Origin of the sequence: Clostridium oryzae (assembly GCF_002029235.1) — a bacterium.
GTDB classification, from domain to species: Bacteria; Bacillota; Clostridia; order Clostridiales; family Clostridiaceae; genus Clostridium_AE; species Clostridium_AE oryzae.
The window spans coordinates 1-15,912 of record NZ_MZGV01000088.1 but is presented as its reverse complement, the minus strand read 5'-3'; the positions used below and the strand labels follow the sequence as shown (position 1 = coordinate 15,912).

Sequence of the window (15,912 nt, the reverse complement as noted above, 5' to 3'; positions counted from 1 at the left end):
TGGAATATAGAACAGCTTACTAGAATTTTGGGAGAAGTCGACGGTATAACCGTTGCCTATGCACTTAAGGCTATTGCTCCTAAACTTAAATTTAACAAGAAAAAAGTACGTTTCTACTAAAAAACAAGCACCATAGTCATTTTCACTGTGGTGCTTGTTTTTTTCCTGCAAACTGTAGTTTTTCTTGGCAAAGTGACTGTAATTTGACTTGGCGAATAACAATATTTAGTGATGGATAAGGTAATAGATCTTCCTATGGAGTATCTTTCTAATACTGAAAAAGGATATGTTCAAAGTAGAATATCAGAGTGTAGCTCTATTGGAAGTATATTTTCTCCATCAGTTATTGGTATTTTTTTTAGTGTAATTGATTCTATGCTAGCTTTAGTAACAATGTTTGCTATAAATTATAAACTATCTATAGTTATTTTAACGTTAGCACCAATATTTTTCCTTTCATCTAAAGCCTCAGCTAATGAGTTTATGAAGAGTACTCTTGATATGATGGAATCAACAGCAATGCTGAATGGAGAATGTTTTGAAATAATTAATGGAATTGAAGATATAAAGGTGCTGAATGGAAAAAAAAGTCATCTTTTAAGATTTAAAAATAAGCTTGAAGCACTTATAAAGTACAGTACCAAACAAAGCAAATCTATGTTGCTTTTCATGGAAAATATAGAATTAGTAGATAACTTTGGATCTGTTCTTGTATTGCTTGTTGCAGGAATTCTAATTTTAAAGGGACAGTTCACTATAGGAATGTATACTTCTTTTTCGTTATATATAAACAAGATTTTTGGTGCTACTCAGAATCTTGCAACATTAGGAACTGCGATAAAACCTGTATGCCTCGGCATTGAAAGAGTTTATGAGCTTTTAGATATGGAGGATGAGAACAGCAGTAAAAATGAAAGTATAAAAGGACATATTGATGCAATAACATTTGAAAATGTAAGCTTTAATTATAGGAATAATACTAAGAATGTTTTAGATTCGTTAAGCTTTAAAGTATGTAAAGGAGAAAAAGTTCTTATTAAAGGAGAAAATGGTGCTGGTAAATCAACGTTAATAAAGCTGATCATGGGGTTATATACTCCGACAAGCGGCAAACTAATATTCAATGATTTAGATTTAATTCTAGTTAATAATAAAAGCATAAGAGAAAAAATAAGTATTGTTTCACAAAACATATTTCTATTTAGAGGTACTGTGTTAGATAATATTTTGTATGGACAAACCCAAAAGCAGCGAGAAGATGTGAAAAAGCTCATTAAAGAACTAAATTTTGATGATTATATTAATAAGTTACCAAAGGGGTTAGATTCTGAAATAAGTCAAAACACAAATGGTCTATCTGGAGGACAAGCTCAAGTAATAGCATTTATCAGAGCTATGCTCTCTAATAGAGATGTAATTATTTTGGATGAACCTATTGCAAATGTAGATGTACAAGCAAGGAAATTAATATTAAATATTTTAAAGAATAGGAAATTTGATGGGATAATTCTTATTGTATCTCATATAATGGAGGGCATGGAGTTTATTAGTAAAATCATTGAACTTTAATTGGATTTTTTTAAAGTTCAATGTGTAATATAAATTTTGCTTAATATCATGTATTATTATTTGTTGAACGACAAAATTCTCGTCCCAGTAAAGAAATTATATAAAGAATTGAAAATTTATACCTAAATGAATATAGTAAATTGAATGTTTATAATTAATTTATAGATACATTAATTATATGATCGCTCTAAAGGAGAGTATGGAGTCAAAACGTATATGATTGCACACATTTAAAGAAACAATCTCAAGTCAAGAATTCTCTCAAAATACCTCTTAGAAATCTGATAATCTCCCCTTTTCCAATGATCCAAACTGGAAGCATCAACTCCAAGCATCCTTGCGAGTTTTCTTAATCCATATTTCTCAACAAGTGGCTTAAGTTTTTCCTCCTGATCAAGGACAAACCTATAATAATCATCGCAAAGAATATCTTTATCTAGTACAGTTAGTAGCTTTAGTAAAGTAGGCCTTAAAATCTTATTTCTATATCCTGCTTCAACTTCATTTAAAACAGAACGACTGATGCCAACCTTCTTTGCTAGTTCTACTTGGGACATGCCAGTGAGCATTCTTGCCTTCTTAAGTCTCTCAGCCAAGTTATTGCAAGGCATCTCGGCGAATTGTAATAACTTCCAATTTGTCGCAATTTGGACCACCATGCTGAAGCTGTCGCCAGTGGCTCTCTAGCGGGATATAATGCGGCTTCCCAGGCTTTTGGGCATGCCCCACTGCAACTTTCTAGATCCACAGCAATAGGTGATATTATAGCCTATGCAAATGAAAAAATGGAGACGAAAGAAGGCAGGAGAAATAGATATACTTTTGCTGGAGCAGAGTACTTTGAGCATATGAAGGAGGTTGGGCTGTACACGTTGGATGTTAAGGAGATTGAAGAGAGGATAGAGAAGGCTGGACTTAGGGATGTGTTTAAGAGGAAAATTGTGTAGAGAGTAGGAGGGAGGAGCTCGTTGATGTTCTGAGAGAGGGACGTTGGCGGGCTTTGCATTTAAACATTTGTAATAGTATAAGAATGTTTGGGAAATATGCTATAATTATCATAGAAAGTTTATGAAGAAAATTAAGAAATATCATTAATTATACTACATAGATTTATTAATATAAGTTTGATAATATTTAGATTTTAATGAATAAAAATAAGGTCTATAATATGAATATAAAAAGATATATTAGCATATTTGGAGGTGTTAAATAATGGATGAAAGAAAATTAGAATTTAGTATTTTTTGTATTGAAAGTTTAGCAGAAAATTTATGTATGAGTACCCAAAGTGTATACAAGATACTTAAGAAAACTGGTATTTTGGATGATTATATTATCCCGTGTTATGAGCCATTACACTCCCAAAGTAAACATTATATAGTAGATGATTTAAAAGAGATACTAAAGGAAAGGGGAGCATTGAATTGATAGTATACCATGGTTCATATTGTATAGTAGATAAACCTTATATAACTTTTTCAAGAGATGCCCTAGATTTTGGTAAAGGGTTTTATATAACAGTAATTAAAGAGCAGGCCATTAATTGGATTCAGAAGTTTAAAAGAAGAGGCAAGGCTGGATATTTAAATGTTTATAATTTGAATATAGATGAAGTTAGAAATCATTATAAGGTGAAGGAGTTTTTACATTACAATGAGGAATGGTTAGATTTTATATTAGAATGTAGGGAAGGAAGCAATATTTATTTAGAATATGATATAATTATAGGTGGTATTGCTGATGATAGAGTATATAACACGATAGAACTGTATCGTGACAATCTAATAAAAAAAGATGAGGCTTTGAATAGATTACAATATTATAAGCCTAATCAACAGATTTGTATTATAAATCAAGAGATTATCGATAAATATCTAAAATATGAAGAAAGCAAGGAGGCGTAAAATTATGTTGGCAAATAAAACCCTGCTACAATCCTTATACAAAGATATAATTATAGAATTTTCAAAAAAAACGGGCAATAGTATAGAAGAAAGTATGGATTATTTCTATAAATCTAAGACTTATGAATTAATAAGTGAAGGAATTGCTGATATGCATTGTAAAGGGGTTAAGTATCTAACGGATGAATTGATGCTAGAATATGGATTTAGCGAGCATAAGGGCTATCCGAAAAATTTGTTACAATAGTTCTGTACTTACTAATGTTGGTGTTAGTATAATATTGTAGACACAGAAAGCCGAACACTTTAAAATAAAGAAAAGAGAAGGAAGTGTTAAAGTGGCAAGAGGTCAAAAACAATATACAGAAGAATTCAAGAATACAATAGTAGAACTTTATAATTCAGGTAAAAGCTTAACGGAGCTAAGTAGCGAATATGCCGTTTCAAAATCAACAATAACTGGATGGGTTAAAAAGAATAAACCAGTAACTGTAGATAAAGATACAACTATAACAGCTGCTGAATATCAAACAATGATAAAGAAAAATAAGCAGCTTGAAGAGGAAATTGAAATATTAAAAAAAGCTATGGGCATATTCGCAAGGAAATAACTACTGTATTTGAATTCATCACTAGCAACAAAAAATATCATAATATAAAGCTTATGTGCAAGGTTTTAAAGGTGTCTAGGAGCTCTTATTATAAACATCTACATAAAAAAGCCAGCAATAGAGCATTAGAAAATGCAAAGATAGAAGAAAAAATTATAGATATCCACAAGGACAGTAAAAATCGTTATGGAGTAGTTAAGATAAACGAAGCTTTTAACTATTAGTCTAAAGAAAACCCAACGATTAATGAAAAAGCTGGGGATAAAATCTATAATAGTAAAAAAGTATAGACCTACTTCATCTAAAAAGAAAATAGAAGCACAAGAAAACGTTTTAAAAAGAGATTTTAGTACTACTACAATCAATGAGAAGTGGGTAACAGATATAACCTATAGTGCGCCCGTAATGGGCAGATAGAAAATCCGCTGTCAAGCGGCAGGCTATACTGCAAATGCCTGTTATCAACTGGCTTACCTAATTGGGGAAACCACAAAGGGAACATAGCACGCCAGTAAAGCCATAAGTCACTCAGTTCCAAGGGTGCGACTGAATGGCAAGATAAGACACATGAATGAGGATAAAAGCTACACTGCTTCAACGATAGTCCGAGGAGCCATAGATGTATCGATGACGAAAGGAACTGTTACGTCACCTGGATTGAGCATGACATTAATGTACGGTGCACATGCAGCAGTATAGAATCCATCCAACTACGTAAATAGAAAAAGGACGAAAGTCGTATCCGACATCATGTAATGAGTGTTTCTATCCGTCTAAACGGGGATTACCTAAACCCAATTGGGCATGGTAACGGAGGTCTCGTAGTAGTCTGAGGAAAGGAAAGCTTTCTACATGGCAAAGGAGACCAGTAATACAGCTCAAAATAGTTAAGGAGGATGCGAGAGGCATTGAGAAATCCAGTTACAATTTTGAACACATTAAAAAGCAACTCTAATAAAGAGCCTTATCGGTTTCGGCGTCTACACCGTCTCTTCTACAATAGGAAAATGTTTCTATTAGCTTACAATAATATCTACTCATCACAAGGAAATATGACACCTGGAATTGATGGTAGAACTATCGACCAAATGACTCTAGACAGACTAGACACATTAATCACAAAGCTTAAATCAAAAGAATACAAACCTACTCCCGTAATGAGAAAGTATATACCGAAGAAAAACGGTAAACTGAGAACACTCGGTATTCCATGTATAGAAGATAAGCTTGTACAGGAAGTAATCAGAATGACACTTGAATCAGTATGGGAAGATACCTTTTATAAAAGCTCTCACGGTTTCCGAGACGGAAAAAGCTGTCACACAGCACTACTTGCAATAAAGGAGACTTTCACTGGTAGCAAGTGGTTTATCGAAGGTGATATAAAAACATTCTTTGATAATATTGACCATGAAGTTCTTGTTTCTATTCTACGAAGGAGAATCGACGATGAATATTTCATTCAAATAATTGTTAAATTTTTAAAGGCAGGTTACATGGAGTATGGCGCCAACCACATATCATACAGTGGCACGGCGCAAGGTTCATTGATAAGTCCAATACTTTCTAATATATACCTCAATGAATTTGATGCCTTTATTAAATCTTATAGTGAGAGCTTTAACAAGGGCAAAACAAGAAAACGTAATCCTGAATATCACCGGCTTGACGCCAGAAAGCAACACTGGGTTTCAAAGCTTAGAAATACAAACCCTAATTCAGATGAATATAGCCATATAAAAAATGAAATAAAACAGTTATCTAAGACTCTGCTAAATTCTCCTCATTCTGACCCTATAGATGAAAATTACAGACGCATGGTATATGTGAGATATGCAGATGATTTTCTTGTAGGTATAATTGGCAGTAAAGCTGATGCCTATAGGGCAAAAGCTGATTTTAAAAACTTCATGAATAATCAGCTCAAGCTTGAGCTATCAGAGGAAAAAACACTTATCACGCATTCTGCTAAAAGAGTCCGATTCCTCGGATATGACATCAGAGTAATCAGAAACAATAATCTTAGAAAAGATAAGACTGGACGTATCAGCAGAAGATATAACGGCATTGTCAAACTTTATTTACCAACGGAAATCTGGAAAAAGAAACTGTTAGAACTAAGTGTCATGCATATACAGAAATCGAGTAGTAAAACAACAGAAACCTGGAGACCAAACTCACGCAATCAGCTAATAAATAACAAGGACGAAAATATAATAAAACAGTTCAACTCAGAGGTGCGAGGCCTTTATAATTATTATCAATTAGCTTGTAATGTATCTTATGGAATGCATAAATTTAACTACTTCATGTATTACAGCTGTTTAAGAACTCTAGCAAAGAAACATCGATGTAGGATGAAAGCTATTCGTATTAAATTTGATGTTGAAGGTTATTTTAAGGTAGGTAACACTTTTTATTATCATGAAGGTTTCCATACAAAAAAGTTTAAATTTAAGGATATATATAAAGACCTAGACATCATAACGAAATACAAATATCCATTCGGTAAGTATAGCCCAGCATTTCGCGTAAAATCCGGTTACTGTGAGTTATGCGGTGCTAGTCACGTGAGGATTGTAATGCATCATGTTCGCACATTAAAGGGACTAAGTCCCGACACACCATGGAATAAGCTTATGTTAAAAATGTACCGAAAAAGTATTGCTCTTTGTGATTATTGCAATAAATCTGTTCTAAGTAGCTAATAATGGTATTATGGAAAGCTGTATACATTGAGAGGTGTACGTACAGTTTGGAGGAAAGTGAGGGGGAAAACTGAAAGTTGCACCCTGAACTTATCCTACTACATACGGTCAAAGACGGCTGGTGTTATTTAGCCTCAGTTATGGATCTATATAGTAGAAAAATAATTGGTCATGCTATGTCTAGGACTATTGATACAACTCTTGCCTTGCAGGCCGTAAAAAACGCTATTAAGCTTCAGAAGGCAACTAAGCAGCTTATTCTACACAGTGACTTAGGTTGTCAGTATACAAGTTCCGCTTTTAAAGAATACATAGATAGTACTAAAATAATTAAACATTCCTTTAGCGGTAAAGGCTGTCCTTATGACAATGCTTGTATAGAGTCTTTTCATGCTTCTCTAAAAAAGGAAGAAGTGCACCTCGTTAATTACTTTGATTATGATACAGCAAGACTAGCAATATTTGAATATATAGAAGCCTGGTACAATAGAAAAAGAATACATGGAAGTATTGGTTACATATCTCCTCAAAAATGTGAAGATTTAGCTAGAAAAATTGCATAAAAAGTTCAACTTTTTGTGTCTAAGATATTGACTTAGATCCAATTGAGGGATGGACTGAACTTATGGGAGATGCTGCATTAACCACAGCTATTCTTGATAGAATTTCTTACAGATGTGAACTTTTCAATATGTCTGGCAAGAGTTTTAGATTAGAACATAGAGAGTCCATTTTTTAACAATAACAACTGGAAGAAATTCAGGAAAATTATATGCCGAAATTTCTCCAAAAGTACTTGCCAGTTACATTAAGTTGAATCAGAATGACTACGATGCAAATTCTCCAATTTATGCTGATTGTTTGACGAGACTAGGATTTAGTAATGATGTATTAGGGATGTCTCATTATTGTACTCTACAAAGAGGAGAAGTTATAAGAATTTGTAAAACAAATGGTATGAGATTTGATTTGATTATTTCTGCAATACCTTCAAATGAAAACGCAGTGTTGCCACATAAAAATGTAGATGAGGGTATAAATAAAGTAAATGATTTTTTGTTTATAGCCATTCAAGCACTAGGAAAATTAATGAGAAAAGATTACCTAATATCAGCACACTTATCACATAGATTAATACAAGAAAGTTTGGCGTTGTAAATGATTATAAGGGATAATGAAAAAATACTAACTTTCATCGATATGGCTATGCTGAAGAATTAGGTTATTTAAATATCCTTAACAAGTCACAGGTTCCTTTTACAAAATCATTTGATAGTGGCTATAATCATATAACAAAGATGATATACAGTGCTGCAAGAAGTTTTGATGAGATATATGCTTCTTTAGATAAATCATATAAACCAAGAATTGAAAAATTCTTAGATATATGGGCTTGTTATTCTAAACTGGGAGAGCAATAAAATATTAATATAATGAAGAAGTCCTATCAATATATAAATTTACTGCAAGCATATATTGATAGGATTATAATATTACATTATTTTAATTCCAGTATTTAATATCTCTTGAACATATGGGTCAGATGTATCAAAATCTTTAACTCTAAAAGGATGAGGCTCAATTCTGTTATCAACTTTACGTCTTATTCGCATTAATTTTAATGTATCTTCAACGGGATCGCCAATAAAATCTTCTCCAATTACTGCAATATCAATATCACTATCATTAGAGAAAGTACCTTTTGCATAGGAGCCATAAAGATAGATGCTATTTATTTTTAATTCTTTTGAAAGCAACTGAGCATATTTTTCTACAATTTTAGTTATTTCACTGTTACTAATGATAGTATCCATTGTCTCAACTCCTTAATTTTTTCTATATTCAAAGAAGTAAATTTATAGGTACATTTTTTATAAAAACTTTTTTTATAATCAGGATACCTTGCACTTATATTAAAAGTTGTTATTATATCTAACTGATCTTGGATTTCATCGGTTAGAGTAAGATTTGCTTTTTCTGCTAATCTCAATAAGTCATGGATTTTTGGTACGCTGCTATTAACATTTAATATATAGACAGCTTTGAGCAGCTTTTCAATTACGAGATGTCCCATGAATAAGCTCCAGTGATAATCATTGCTTTCAAATAAATGAAGCATTGTATTAAAGTCCTCATTAGATGTTTCTATCCAATAATTGATTAGTTCCTGTTTATCCATATATACACCTACTTTTATAATATACTTAAATTATACCATATAGATGAATTTTATATACAATGTTTTGATCTGAAAATGCTAATAAAAGCTATTCTAATTTCCAGAGAATCTCAAAGCACTTCCTCGAAATCTGATAATCCCCCCTTTTCCAATGATCTAAACTGGAAGGATCAACTCCAATCATCCGAGCTAATTTTCTTAACCCGTATTTTTCAACAAGCGGCTTCAATTTTTTCTCCTGCTCAAGCACAAACAGATAATAATCATCGCAAAGAATATCTTTATCAAGCACAGTAAGCAGCTTAAGTAAAGTAGGTCTTAAAATCTTATCTCGATAGCCAGCCTCAACCTCATTTAAAACAGAACGACTGATGCCAATCTTATTTGCCAGCTCTACCTGAGACATGCCAGTGAGCATTCTTGCCTTCTTAAGTCTCTGAGCCAAGTTATTGCAAGGCATATCAGCAAATTGCAATAACTTCCAATTTGTCGCAATTTGGACCACCATGCTGAAGCCGTCGCCAGCGGCTCTCTAGCGGGATATAATGCGGTTTGCGAGGTTTTAGGAAATGCCACGCTGCAACTTCCGAGATCTATAGCAATTGGTGATATTATTGCTTATGCAAATGAAAAAATGGAGACAAAGGAAGGAAGAAGAAATAGGTATACTTTTGCTGGAGCAGAGTACTTTGAGCATATGAAGGAGGTTGGATTGTACACGTTGGATGTTAAGGAGATTGAAGAGAGGATTGAGAAGGCTGGACTTAGGGATGTGTTTAAGAGAAAGTTGGTTTAGGGAGTAGGAGGGAGGAGCTCGCTGATGTTCCGGGAGAAGGATGTTGGCGGGCTTTTGTGTTTCTAATGGTAATTGTTTTTTATTATATGGAAAGGCGAATGAAATATGTTTGAATAATTTTAATTATATTTTGATTTGAATATAGAAGAATAAAAGCTATAATAAGAATATAAAAGACATATATAAACTGCATAATGTATAGTTTATATATGTTAAGCTCATTGCTATATAAAGGAAAATGATTAAGATTATGAATTTGAAGAAGAATAATTATAGCAAGTGACTTTTACAAATAATATGATATAAAAAAGGGAATGATAATTAAATGAACCTTATTATGGATAATGAAAACATAAGTTTCCTATATAATGAAATAGCTAAAGCAATTGATAATTGCAAGGGAAATGTAGTTGCAGCAGTAAATTCTGAAATGGTAGTTTTATATTGGAATATAGGTAAGATTATTAAAACTGAGATATTGCGGAGTGAAAAGGCTGAATATGGGAAGTCTATAATAAGCGGTTTAAGTAAGGAATTAACTGCTGAATATGGGAAAGGTTATAGTCAGGCTAATTTATTTAATATGGTAAGATTATATGACGCAATTCAAGATATTGAAATTTTACAGACACTGTCTGTAAAATTGACTTGGTCCCATTTACTGAAGCTAGTAACAATTGAAGATGGATTAAAAAGAGACTTTTATATTACTATGTGTATTAATGAACATTGGAGTGTAAGAACACTAACTGATAGAATAAATTCTATGCTTTATGAAAGAACCGCAATATCTAAAAAGCCAGAATTAACAATTAAAAATGATTTAAAACAGTTAAATGAAAAAAATAAGATGACAACGGATTTATTCTTTAGGGATCCTTATGTATTAGATTTTTTACAATTACAGGATACGTATTCAGAAAAGGATATTGAGAATGCAATACTAGCACATTTAGAAAAATTTATCCTTGAGATGGGGAGAGATTTTGCATTTTTAGGCAGACAAGTAAGGATAACTGTTGGAAATAAGGATTACTATATTGATTTACTATTTTATCATAGAAAATTAAGACGACTTGTTTTAATAGAGCTTAAGCTAGGAGAGTTTTTGCCAGAGCATAAAGGTCAAGTGGAATTGTATTTAAGATGGCTTCAAAAAAATGAGATGAATGAAGGCGAAGAGTCCCCTATTGCCATAATATTATGTGCAAGTAAAAATGATGAAGAGATAGAATTACTTGAGCTAGATAAGAGTGGAATACATGTTGGTCAATATTTAACACAATTGCCACCTAAAGAATTATTCCAGGAAAAACTACATAAGGCAATAGAAAGAGCTAGAGATAGTTTGGAATCAAAGGAATTGGAGTAAAGGACATATTGCGTGGTAAAGGTATTTTTTAAATCTACAACAGAAAATAAGATATAATAAAGTATTTAATGAACGTCGTAACATTCAACAATGAATTTTATGGCGTTTTTTAGTTCGTATTTTGAAAAAATTGCGACCTAACTCTTGATGTTGAAAGTATAAATAATGATCTTTGAAAACTGAATATTGCGGTGCTCAGAAATCTCTTTCGAATGTAATTTTGTTGAAATTACATGGATGAGTATGTGATATATGTTATAATTATCCTATAATTAATACGTAATTGTAAAAAAATGCGAATTAACAAATATTTAAACATGGGGGGCATTATGAAGAAGCCTATAGTAATCGCAATTGCCGCTGTATCAGGCGGAGGAAAAACAACAGTGACAAATGAATTAAAGAATATATTACCACTATCAATGGCTATTTATTTTGATGACTATGATTTTGAGGAAGGTCCTGCAGACTATTTTCAATGGGTACAAGATGGAGCTGATTATAACGCTTGGAATATAGAAATATTAGCCAGAGATATAGAGTCATTGTTGACACAAAACAATTTGAATTACATACTGCTTGATTATCCTTTTGCGTATAAAAATGATAAGATTACCTCTTACATTGATTATGCAATTTTTATAGATACTCCATTGGATATTGCTATGGCAAGACGTCTTTTGAGAGATAAGGTAAATCAAACACCAGACCTATTAAGAAATGATTTAAATTGTTATCTTTCTGGCGGTAGAATTGCTTATTTGGAAATGATAAAAACAATAAAACCAAATTCAGATTTTGTTGTCGATGGTAGTTTAAGTGTTCATGCTATTGTATCTCAAATCATTCAACAAATATCAAAATTTAATGAATGTTAGTAAAACATTTACTTCGCAACTTTTTTATTTAACGAACAAGTAATAAAACTGAATATTTTCATAAGGCACCGCATTATTCATAACTGGATTCTGGGGTGTTTTTTGGTTCGCAATTCAAGGATAATGTGAAGAATTCATGGAACTCAAACTATAACAATTCCAGTTCTAGAATCCTCTCGAAATACCTCCTAGAAATCTGATAATCTCCTCTCTTCCAACGATCCAAACTGGAAGCATCAACTCCAATCATCCGAGCCAGTTTTCTCAATCCATATTTTCTAACAAGCAGCTTTAATTTTTTTTCTTGCTCAAGAACAAATCTATAATAATCATCGCAAAGAATATTTTTATCAAGTATAGTAAGCAGTTTTAATAAGGTAGGTCTTAAAATCTTTATCTATATCCAGCCTCAACTTCATTTAAGACAGAACGACTAATACCAACTTTTTTAGCAAGCTCTACCTGAGACATACCAGTTAGCATTCTTGCCTTTTTAAGTCTCTCAGCTAATGTATTGCAAGGCATGCCAGAGTATTGTAAAAACTTCATTAGATAATAAACTTCAGCTAAAAATATGGATAAGATGAAAGACTGTTGAAGCGTCAGTATTTCATCTTGTCCATATTAAGCTTTCATATTTATTATCTATAAATTCGTCGCAATTTGGAACGCGTGCTGAAGCCATCGCAAGTGGCTCTCTAGCGGTATATAATGCGGCTTCCCAGGCTTTTGGGCATGGCACACGAGTACTTCCTAGAACTACAGCAATAGGTGATATCATTGCATATGCTAATGAGAAAATGGAGACGAAGGAAGGTAGAAGAAATAGATACACTTTTGCTGGAGCTGAGTATTTCGAGCATATGAAGGAAGTTGGACTTTATACGCTGGATGTTAAAGAGATTGAGGAAAGGATTGAGAAGGTAGGACTTAGGGATGTGTTTAAGAGGAAGTTGGTGTAGGGAGTAGAAGTTTGAAGCTCGCTGATATTCTGGGAGAGGGATGTTGGCGGGCTTTGTGTTTCTATATTTTACGTTCTATATTTAACTATCCTAAACAGTGTGGGAATGTATGTTAGATATGTTATAATTATGACAACATAATACATAATTGTAATTAAGGCGTATTTAGATAATACACGGAAAAATAGAAATTTGTAAATCAGATTAAAATAATTATTTATATCAATACAATAATAGGATATAATTTTAATATATTGAGAGTTGCAGATTAGGGAGGGATTATATGCCAACGATTAGTATGTTTTATGGAATAATTATAAGAATGTATTGTGCACCTAAAGAACATGCGCCATCACATTTTCATGCATATTATAGTGATTATAAGGCTGTTATAGATATTAATAAATGTGAACTTATTGAAGGAGAATTACCTAAAAAGCAATTAAGATTAGTAATGGCTTGGGCGGAACTTCATAAAGAGGAGCTTGTAGCAAATTGGAGATTAGCTATGGATAGTGAACTTCCTTTTAAAATAGAACCGTTAAAATAGGAGGGAATAGTATGTATTTATCTGTTAAAAAAGTAAAGCCAGTAGATGAATATAAATTATTATTAACTTTTGAAAATGATGAAGTTAGGTTATTTGATATGAATCCATATTTGGAAAAGGGAATATTTAAGGAATTAAAGGATAAGTCTAAATTTAATTCTGTTAAAATATGTTTTGATACTATAGAGTGGGGAAACGAAGCAGATATGGACCCAGAAATGCTATACGAAGAAAGTATTCCAGTATAATATATACGGAAATTTAAACGAATGAAACAAGATTGCATAAAAAATAAGAAGCAATCTTGTTTTTCTTTTTAATTAAAAAAACAGAAAATTCTAATTTGTCTTATGAATGAAGTGTAATATTGTATGAATACGACGCAAAATGAAAAAATTGCGAGTGCGACACGTTGCTAATTGAAAAGATTAGCCACTATCTTAATAAGTAGTAGAACTGACAGCTTGAAAAGTCAAATGAAGGGGTAACGCCTTGAAGGGCTTTCTCTAAATTACGACTAGCAAGATACTGAATAAGCAGTTGAATGTTAGATAGCTCGTTAAAGTCGGCTGAGAGTATACCCTAACAGGTAAAGCTGAGGAAAAGCGAACTAGAGGTAGTCGAGTACATGATAGGTCGGGAGTCTATAAAATATCTATGGTATAGCAAGAGTTTATTCCATAGTCAATATTAATAAGTTGCACTATGCAGTAGACATAGACATAAAAGGGTTCTTTGACAACGTAAATCACAGTAAATTGCTAAAACAAATGTGGAGTCTAGGCATACAGGATAAAAATCTTATATGTATTATCTGTAAAATGTTAAAGGCGGAAATCAAGGGTGAAGGTGTTCCGACAAAAGGAACTCCACAAGGCGGGATATTATCGTCACTACTATCAAACATTGTCTTAAATGAATTAGATTGGTGGATAAGTAATCAATGGGAAACATTTAAAAGTGATTTTCCATACAAGAAACCGATTTTTAAATATTAAGCATTGAAAAGAAGTAACCTTAAAGAAATATTTTTTGTGAGATATGCAGATGACTTTAAAATTTTCTGTAGAAATTACAGTAGTGCAAAAAAGGTATTTCAAGCAGTAACACAATGGCTAAAGGAAAGACTAGGACTAGAAATAAGCACAGAAAAATCGGTCATAGTGAATTTAAGAAAGAGCTATTCGGAGTATCTAGGATTTAAAATAAAACTAAAGTCTAAAAGAAAGAAATATGTAGTAACATCACAGATAAGTACTAAGTCAAAAGCAAAGATAAAGTCAACGTTAATAGATAAAATAAAAGAAATCTTTAAGCATGCAGATGTGAGTACTGTAAGTAAGTATAATGCAACAGTGTTAGGAATGCATAACTACTACAAGATAGCAACAGAAGTGAATCCGAACTTTAATAAAATAGCCTTTGAAGTCAATCGAATAATTCATAACCGATTAGGAAGAATGTTATCAAAGCATGGCTACAAGGGAGACGCATTCAAGAGAATATATGGAAGATATAATTATAAGGAAATTAATATAGCAGGATTAACGCTATATCCGATAGCAGGCATAACTACAAAACCGCCAATGAACTTCCCTAAAGGGGTAAATAACTATTCTATTGAGGGAAGAAGAAAGGTACATGAAAAACTCAAAGGATACAGCATAAAGCTACTCAAATATGTTATGGAAAGTCCTGTGAGAAATTCTACTGTAGAATATAACGACAATAGAATATCGCTATATGTAGGACAAAACGGGAAATGTGGTGTAACTGGAGAAAAACTGCAACGTCATGAAATGGATGTTCACCATAAAAGACCTAAGGAAAAAGATGGTACAGATAAGTACAGTAACCTAATATTTATCTGCAATAAAGTGCATAAATTAATACATGCTACCAAAGAAGAGACTATCAGAAAATATATGAATGCAATGCAATTTACAGATGAGCAGCTTGATAAGATAAATAAACTTCGTAAAATGGTTGGAAATTGTGGAATATAGAAAATAAGTAAATGCTGATGGAAAGCCGTGTGAGTTGGAAACTCTCATGCACGGTTTGGAGGAGGGGAAAAGGCGGAGATAATTTCAAAGTCTCACCTATTCTTATACTAACTTATGAATTTCAAAAATGAACAAGATCTTTGAAAAATGAATATTGCGGTGATTAGAAATTTCTATCAAATGTGATTTTGATAAAGCGTGATGATAATGTATGTAATATATGTTATAATTATCCTAAAATTAAGATGTACTATAAATGAGCGTTTTTACATCCAATAATTTACAATACAAAAAACAAAAACATTTATGCACTCTTTTGTTATAATTAAGTTGCGCAAAACACAACAAAGGAGAAACATAAATGTTCATAGGCTCAA

Annotated in this window: 25 protein-coding genes and 2 pseudogenes; 21 read left to right on the top strand and 6 right to left on the bottom strand. The window is 32.3% G+C overall.

Translation table 11 applies throughout. From position 1 onward, the window contains the following. Positions 1 to 6: 6 nt before the first annotated feature. Positions 7 to 120: a hypothetical protein gene (locus CLORY_RS24345; protein ID WP_479723561.1), complete on the top strand. Its 114-nt coding sequence runs from the start codon at positions 7 to 9 to the stop codon at positions 118 to 120. Positions 121 to 231: 111 nt separating this feature from the next. Next, positions 232 to 1,569, top strand: a complete 1,338-nt coding sequence (locus CLORY_RS20790; RefSeq protein WP_242954476.1) for an ATP-binding cassette domain-containing protein — start codon at positions 232 to 234, stop codon at positions 1,567 to 1,569. Between the two features lie 230 nt (positions 1,570 to 1,799). Here the strand turns inward: CLORY_RS20790 and CLORY_RS20785 are convergent, their stop codons facing one another. Further along, positions 1,800 to 2,228, bottom strand: a complete 429-nt coding sequence (locus tag CLORY_RS20785) for a helix-turn-helix domain-containing protein (protein ID WP_079428147.1) — start codon at positions 2,226 to 2,228, stop codon at positions 1,800 to 1,802. Between CLORY_RS20785 and CLORY_RS23125 the strand changes: the two genes are divergently transcribed. The 11 genes and pseudogenes from CLORY_RS23125 (at position 2,217) to CLORY_RS20750 (ending at position 7,950) form a co-directional block, all read left to right on the top strand. Next, the gene (locus CLORY_RS23125; RefSeq protein ID WP_139376116.1) at positions 2,217 to 2,516 is read left to right on the top strand and encodes a hypothetical protein; all 300 of its coding nucleotides are present in this window, start codon (positions 2,217 to 2,219) and stop codon (positions 2,514 to 2,516) included. The genes CLORY_RS20785 and CLORY_RS23125 overlap by 12 nt on opposite strands. Before the next feature lie 265 nt (positions 2,517 to 2,781). Beyond that, complete coding sequence (locus tag CLORY_RS20780) at positions 2,782 to 2,997, top strand: DUF3791 domain-containing protein (protein WP_079428146.1); 216 nt, start codon at positions 2,782 to 2,784, stop codon at positions 2,995 to 2,997. Then, positions 2,994 to 3,473, top strand: a complete 480-nt coding sequence (locus tag CLORY_RS20775) for a DUF3990 domain-containing protein (RefSeq protein ID WP_079428144.1) — start codon at positions 2,994 to 2,996, stop codon at positions 3,471 to 3,473. The genes CLORY_RS20780 and CLORY_RS20775 overlap by 4 nt, the downstream gene beginning before the upstream one ends. A 4-nt stretch (positions 3,474 to 3,477) precedes the next feature. Next, positions 3,478 to 3,720, top strand: a complete 243-nt coding sequence (locus CLORY_RS20770) for a hypothetical protein (RefSeq protein ID WP_079428143.1) — start codon at positions 3,478 to 3,480, stop codon at positions 3,718 to 3,720. Positions 3,721 to 3,811: 91 nt separating this feature from the next. Continuing rightward, the gene (locus CLORY_RS20765) at positions 3,812 to 4,084 is read left to right on the top strand and encodes a transposase (protein ID WP_079428141.1); all 273 of its coding nucleotides are present in this window, start codon (positions 3,812 to 3,814) and stop codon (positions 4,082 to 4,084) included. 246 nt (positions 4,085 to 4,330) lie between these two features. Further along, entirely contained in the window at positions 4,331 to 4,501 is a 171-nt protein-coding gene (locus tag CLORY_RS23450) for a hypothetical protein (RefSeq protein ID WP_169911703.1), read from the top strand. 123 nt (positions 4,502 to 4,624) lie between these two features. Next, the gene (locus tag CLORY_RS23445) at positions 4,625 to 4,783 is read left to right on the top strand and encodes a hypothetical protein (protein ID WP_169911702.1); all 159 of its coding nucleotides are present in this window, start codon (positions 4,625 to 4,627) and stop codon (positions 4,781 to 4,783) included. Positions 4,784 to 4,992: 209 nt separating this feature from the next. After that, positions 4,993 to 6,792 carry a reverse transcriptase domain-containing protein gene (locus CLORY_RS20760; RefSeq protein WP_169911701.1) on the top strand — a complete coding sequence of 600 codons (1,800 nt, stop codon included), beginning with the start codon at positions 4,993 to 4,995 and terminating at the stop codon, positions 6,790 to 6,792. A gap of 86 nt (positions 6,793 to 6,878) precedes the next feature. Then, positions 6,879 to 7,355, top strand: a pseudogene (locus CLORY_RS20755) (IS3 family transposase); the annotation flags it as partial. A gap of 26 nt (positions 7,356 to 7,381) precedes the next feature. Then, positions 7,382 to 7,531 carry an ATP-binding protein gene (locus CLORY_RS23880; protein ID WP_341456656.1) on the top strand — a complete coding sequence of 50 codons (150 nt, stop codon included), beginning with the start codon at positions 7,382 to 7,384 and terminating at the stop codon, positions 7,529 to 7,531. Between the two features lie 74 nt (positions 7,532 to 7,605). Then, positions 7,606 to 7,950 (top strand): hypothetical protein, encoded by a 345-nt coding sequence (locus CLORY_RS20750; protein ID WP_139376114.1) that lies wholly within the window; start codon positions 7,606 to 7,608, stop codon positions 7,948 to 7,950. Positions 7,951 to 8,285: 335 nt separating this feature from the next. On the opposite strand, the gene CLORY_RS20745 is transcribed toward CLORY_RS20750, so the two are convergent. The 3 genes from CLORY_RS20745 to CLORY_RS20735 form a co-directional block, all read right to left on the bottom strand. Next, positions 8,286 to 8,606, bottom strand: a complete 321-nt coding sequence (locus tag CLORY_RS20745) for a nucleotidyltransferase domain-containing protein (RefSeq protein WP_079428134.1) — start codon at positions 8,604 to 8,606, stop codon at positions 8,286 to 8,288. Further along, positions 8,576 to 8,971, bottom strand: a complete 396-nt coding sequence (locus tag CLORY_RS20740; protein WP_079428131.1) for a HEPN domain-containing protein — start codon at positions 8,969 to 8,971, stop codon at positions 8,576 to 8,578. The genes CLORY_RS20745 and CLORY_RS20740 overlap by 31 nt, the downstream gene beginning before the upstream one ends. Positions 8,972 to 9,059: 88 nt before the next feature. Beyond that, entirely contained in the window at positions 9,060 to 9,479 is a 420-nt protein-coding gene (locus CLORY_RS20735; RefSeq protein WP_079428129.1) for a helix-turn-helix domain-containing protein, read from the bottom strand. On the opposite strand from CLORY_RS20735, the gene CLORY_RS20730 reads away from it, so the two are divergent. The 3 genes from CLORY_RS20730 (at position 9,468) to CLORY_RS20720 (ending at position 12,017) form a co-directional block, all read left to right on the top strand. Beyond that, positions 9,468 to 9,767 carry a hypothetical protein gene (locus CLORY_RS20730; RefSeq protein WP_079428127.1) on the top strand — a complete coding sequence of 100 codons (300 nt, stop codon included), beginning with the start codon at positions 9,468 to 9,470 and terminating at the stop codon, positions 9,765 to 9,767. The two genes, CLORY_RS20735 and CLORY_RS20730, sit on opposite strands and share 12 nt — an antisense overlap. Positions 9,768 to 10,092: 325 nt before the next feature. Beyond that, complete coding sequence (locus CLORY_RS20725) at positions 10,093 to 11,139, top strand: PDDEXK nuclease domain-containing protein (RefSeq protein WP_207652245.1); 1,047 nt, start codon at positions 10,093 to 10,095, stop codon at positions 11,137 to 11,139. Positions 11,140 to 11,468: 329 nt separating this feature from the next. Further along, entirely contained in the window at positions 11,469 to 12,017 is a 549-nt protein-coding gene (locus CLORY_RS20720) for a nucleoside/nucleotide kinase family protein (RefSeq protein WP_242954473.1), read from the top strand. A 393-nt stretch (positions 12,018 to 12,410) separates the two neighbouring features. Here CLORY_RS20720 and CLORY_RS20715 read toward each other — a convergent pair whose 3' ends face one another. Both CLORY_RS20715 and CLORY_RS24030 read right to left on the bottom strand, forming a co-directional pair. After that, on the bottom strand, positions 12,411 to 12,566 hold the full coding sequence (locus tag CLORY_RS20715; protein ID WP_079428123.1) for a helix-turn-helix domain-containing protein: 156 nt from the start codon (positions 12,564 to 12,566) through the stop codon (positions 12,411 to 12,413). A 61-nt stretch (positions 12,567 to 12,627) separates the two neighbouring features. After that, positions 12,628 to 12,759, bottom strand: coding sequence for a hypothetical protein (locus CLORY_RS24030; protein ID WP_278335349.1), 132 nt, complete (start codon positions 12,757 to 12,759; stop codon positions 12,628 to 12,630). Positions 12,760 to 12,817: 58 nt separating this feature from the next. Between CLORY_RS24030 and CLORY_RS23440 the strand changes: the two genes are divergently transcribed. The 5 genes and pseudogenes from CLORY_RS23440 to CLORY_RS24115 all read left to right on the top strand — a co-directional run bounded on the left by CLORY_RS23440 (position 12,818) and on the right by CLORY_RS24115 (position 15,535). Then, entirely contained in the window at positions 12,818 to 12,979 is a 162-nt protein-coding gene (locus CLORY_RS23440; RefSeq protein ID WP_169911700.1) for a hypothetical protein, read from the top strand. Positions 12,980 to 13,262: 283 nt separating this feature from the next. Further along, entirely contained in the window at positions 13,263 to 13,529 is a 267-nt protein-coding gene (locus CLORY_RS20710; protein ID WP_079428120.1) for a DUF4160 domain-containing protein, read from the top strand. An 11-nt stretch (positions 13,530 to 13,540) separates the two neighbouring features. After that, a complete protein-coding gene (locus tag CLORY_RS20705) occupies positions 13,541 to 13,777 on the top strand; it encodes a DUF2442 domain-containing protein (RefSeq protein ID WP_079428118.1) in 237 nt (78 codons plus the stop codon). A 405-nt stretch (positions 13,778 to 14,182) separates the two neighbouring features. Then, positions 14,183 to 14,725 (top strand): annotated as a pseudogene (locus tag CLORY_RS23875) (reverse transcriptase domain-containing protein); the annotation flags it as partial. 168 nt (positions 14,726 to 14,893) lie between these two features. Continuing rightward, positions 14,894 to 15,535 (top strand): HNH endonuclease signature motif containing protein, encoded by a 642-nt coding sequence (locus CLORY_RS24115; RefSeq protein ID WP_341456655.1) that lies wholly within the window; start codon positions 14,894 to 14,896, stop codon positions 15,533 to 15,535. Positions 15,536 to 15,912 lie beyond the last annotated feature (377 nt).

Coding starts and splice junctions, on each gene's coding strand:
- CLORY_RS24115 (WP_341456655.1), top strand. CDS start 14,894: ATGCATAACTACTACAAGATAGCAACAGAAGTGAATCCGAACTTTAAT.
- CLORY_RS20710 (WP_079428120.1), top strand. CDS start 13,263: ATGCCAACGATTAGTATGTTTTATGGAATAATTATAAGAATGTATTGT.
- CLORY_RS20780 (WP_079428146.1), top strand. CDS start 2,782: ATGGATGAAAGAAAATTAGAATTTAGTATTTTTTGTATTGAAAGTTTA.
- CLORY_RS20715 (WP_079428123.1), bottom strand. CDS start 12,566: ATGAAGTTTTTACAATACTCTGGCATGCCTTGCAATACATTAGCTGAG.
- CLORY_RS20740 (WP_079428131.1), bottom strand. CDS start 8,971: ATGGATAAACAGGAACTAATCAATTATTGGATAGAAACATCTAATGAG.
- CLORY_RS20720 (WP_242954473.1), top strand. CDS start 11,469: ATGAAGAAGCCTATAGTAATCGCAATTGCCGCTGTATCAGGCGGAGGA.
- CLORY_RS20790 (WP_242954476.1), top strand. CDS start 232: ATGGATAAGGTAATAGATCTTCCTATGGAGTATCTTTCTAATACTGAA.
- CLORY_RS20745 (WP_079428134.1), bottom strand. CDS start 8,606: ATGGATACTATCATTAGTAACAGTGAAATAACTAAAATTGTAGAAAAA.
- CLORY_RS20705 (WP_079428118.1), top strand. CDS start 13,541: ATGTATTTATCTGTTAAAAAAGTAAAGCCAGTAGATGAATATAAATTA.
- CLORY_RS20785 (WP_079428147.1), bottom strand. CDS start 2,228: ATGGTGGTCCAAATTGCGACAAATTGGAAGTTATTACAATTCGCCGAG.
- CLORY_RS23450 (WP_169911703.1), top strand. CDS start 4,331: ATGAAAAAGCTGGGGATAAAATCTATAATAGTAAAAAAGTATAGACCT.
- CLORY_RS20770 (WP_079428143.1), top strand. CDS start 3,478: ATGTTGGCAAATAAAACCCTGCTACAATCCTTATACAAAGATATAATT.
- CLORY_RS23440 (WP_169911700.1), top strand. CDS start 12,818: ATGGAGACGAAGGAAGGTAGAAGAAATAGATACACTTTTGCTGGAGCT.
- CLORY_RS20735 (WP_079428129.1), bottom strand. CDS start 9,479: ATGGTGGTCCAAATTGCGACAAATTGGAAGTTATTGCAATTTGCTGAT.
- CLORY_RS20725 (WP_207652245.1), top strand. CDS start 10,093: ATGAACCTTATTATGGATAATGAAAACATAAGTTTCCTATATAATGAA.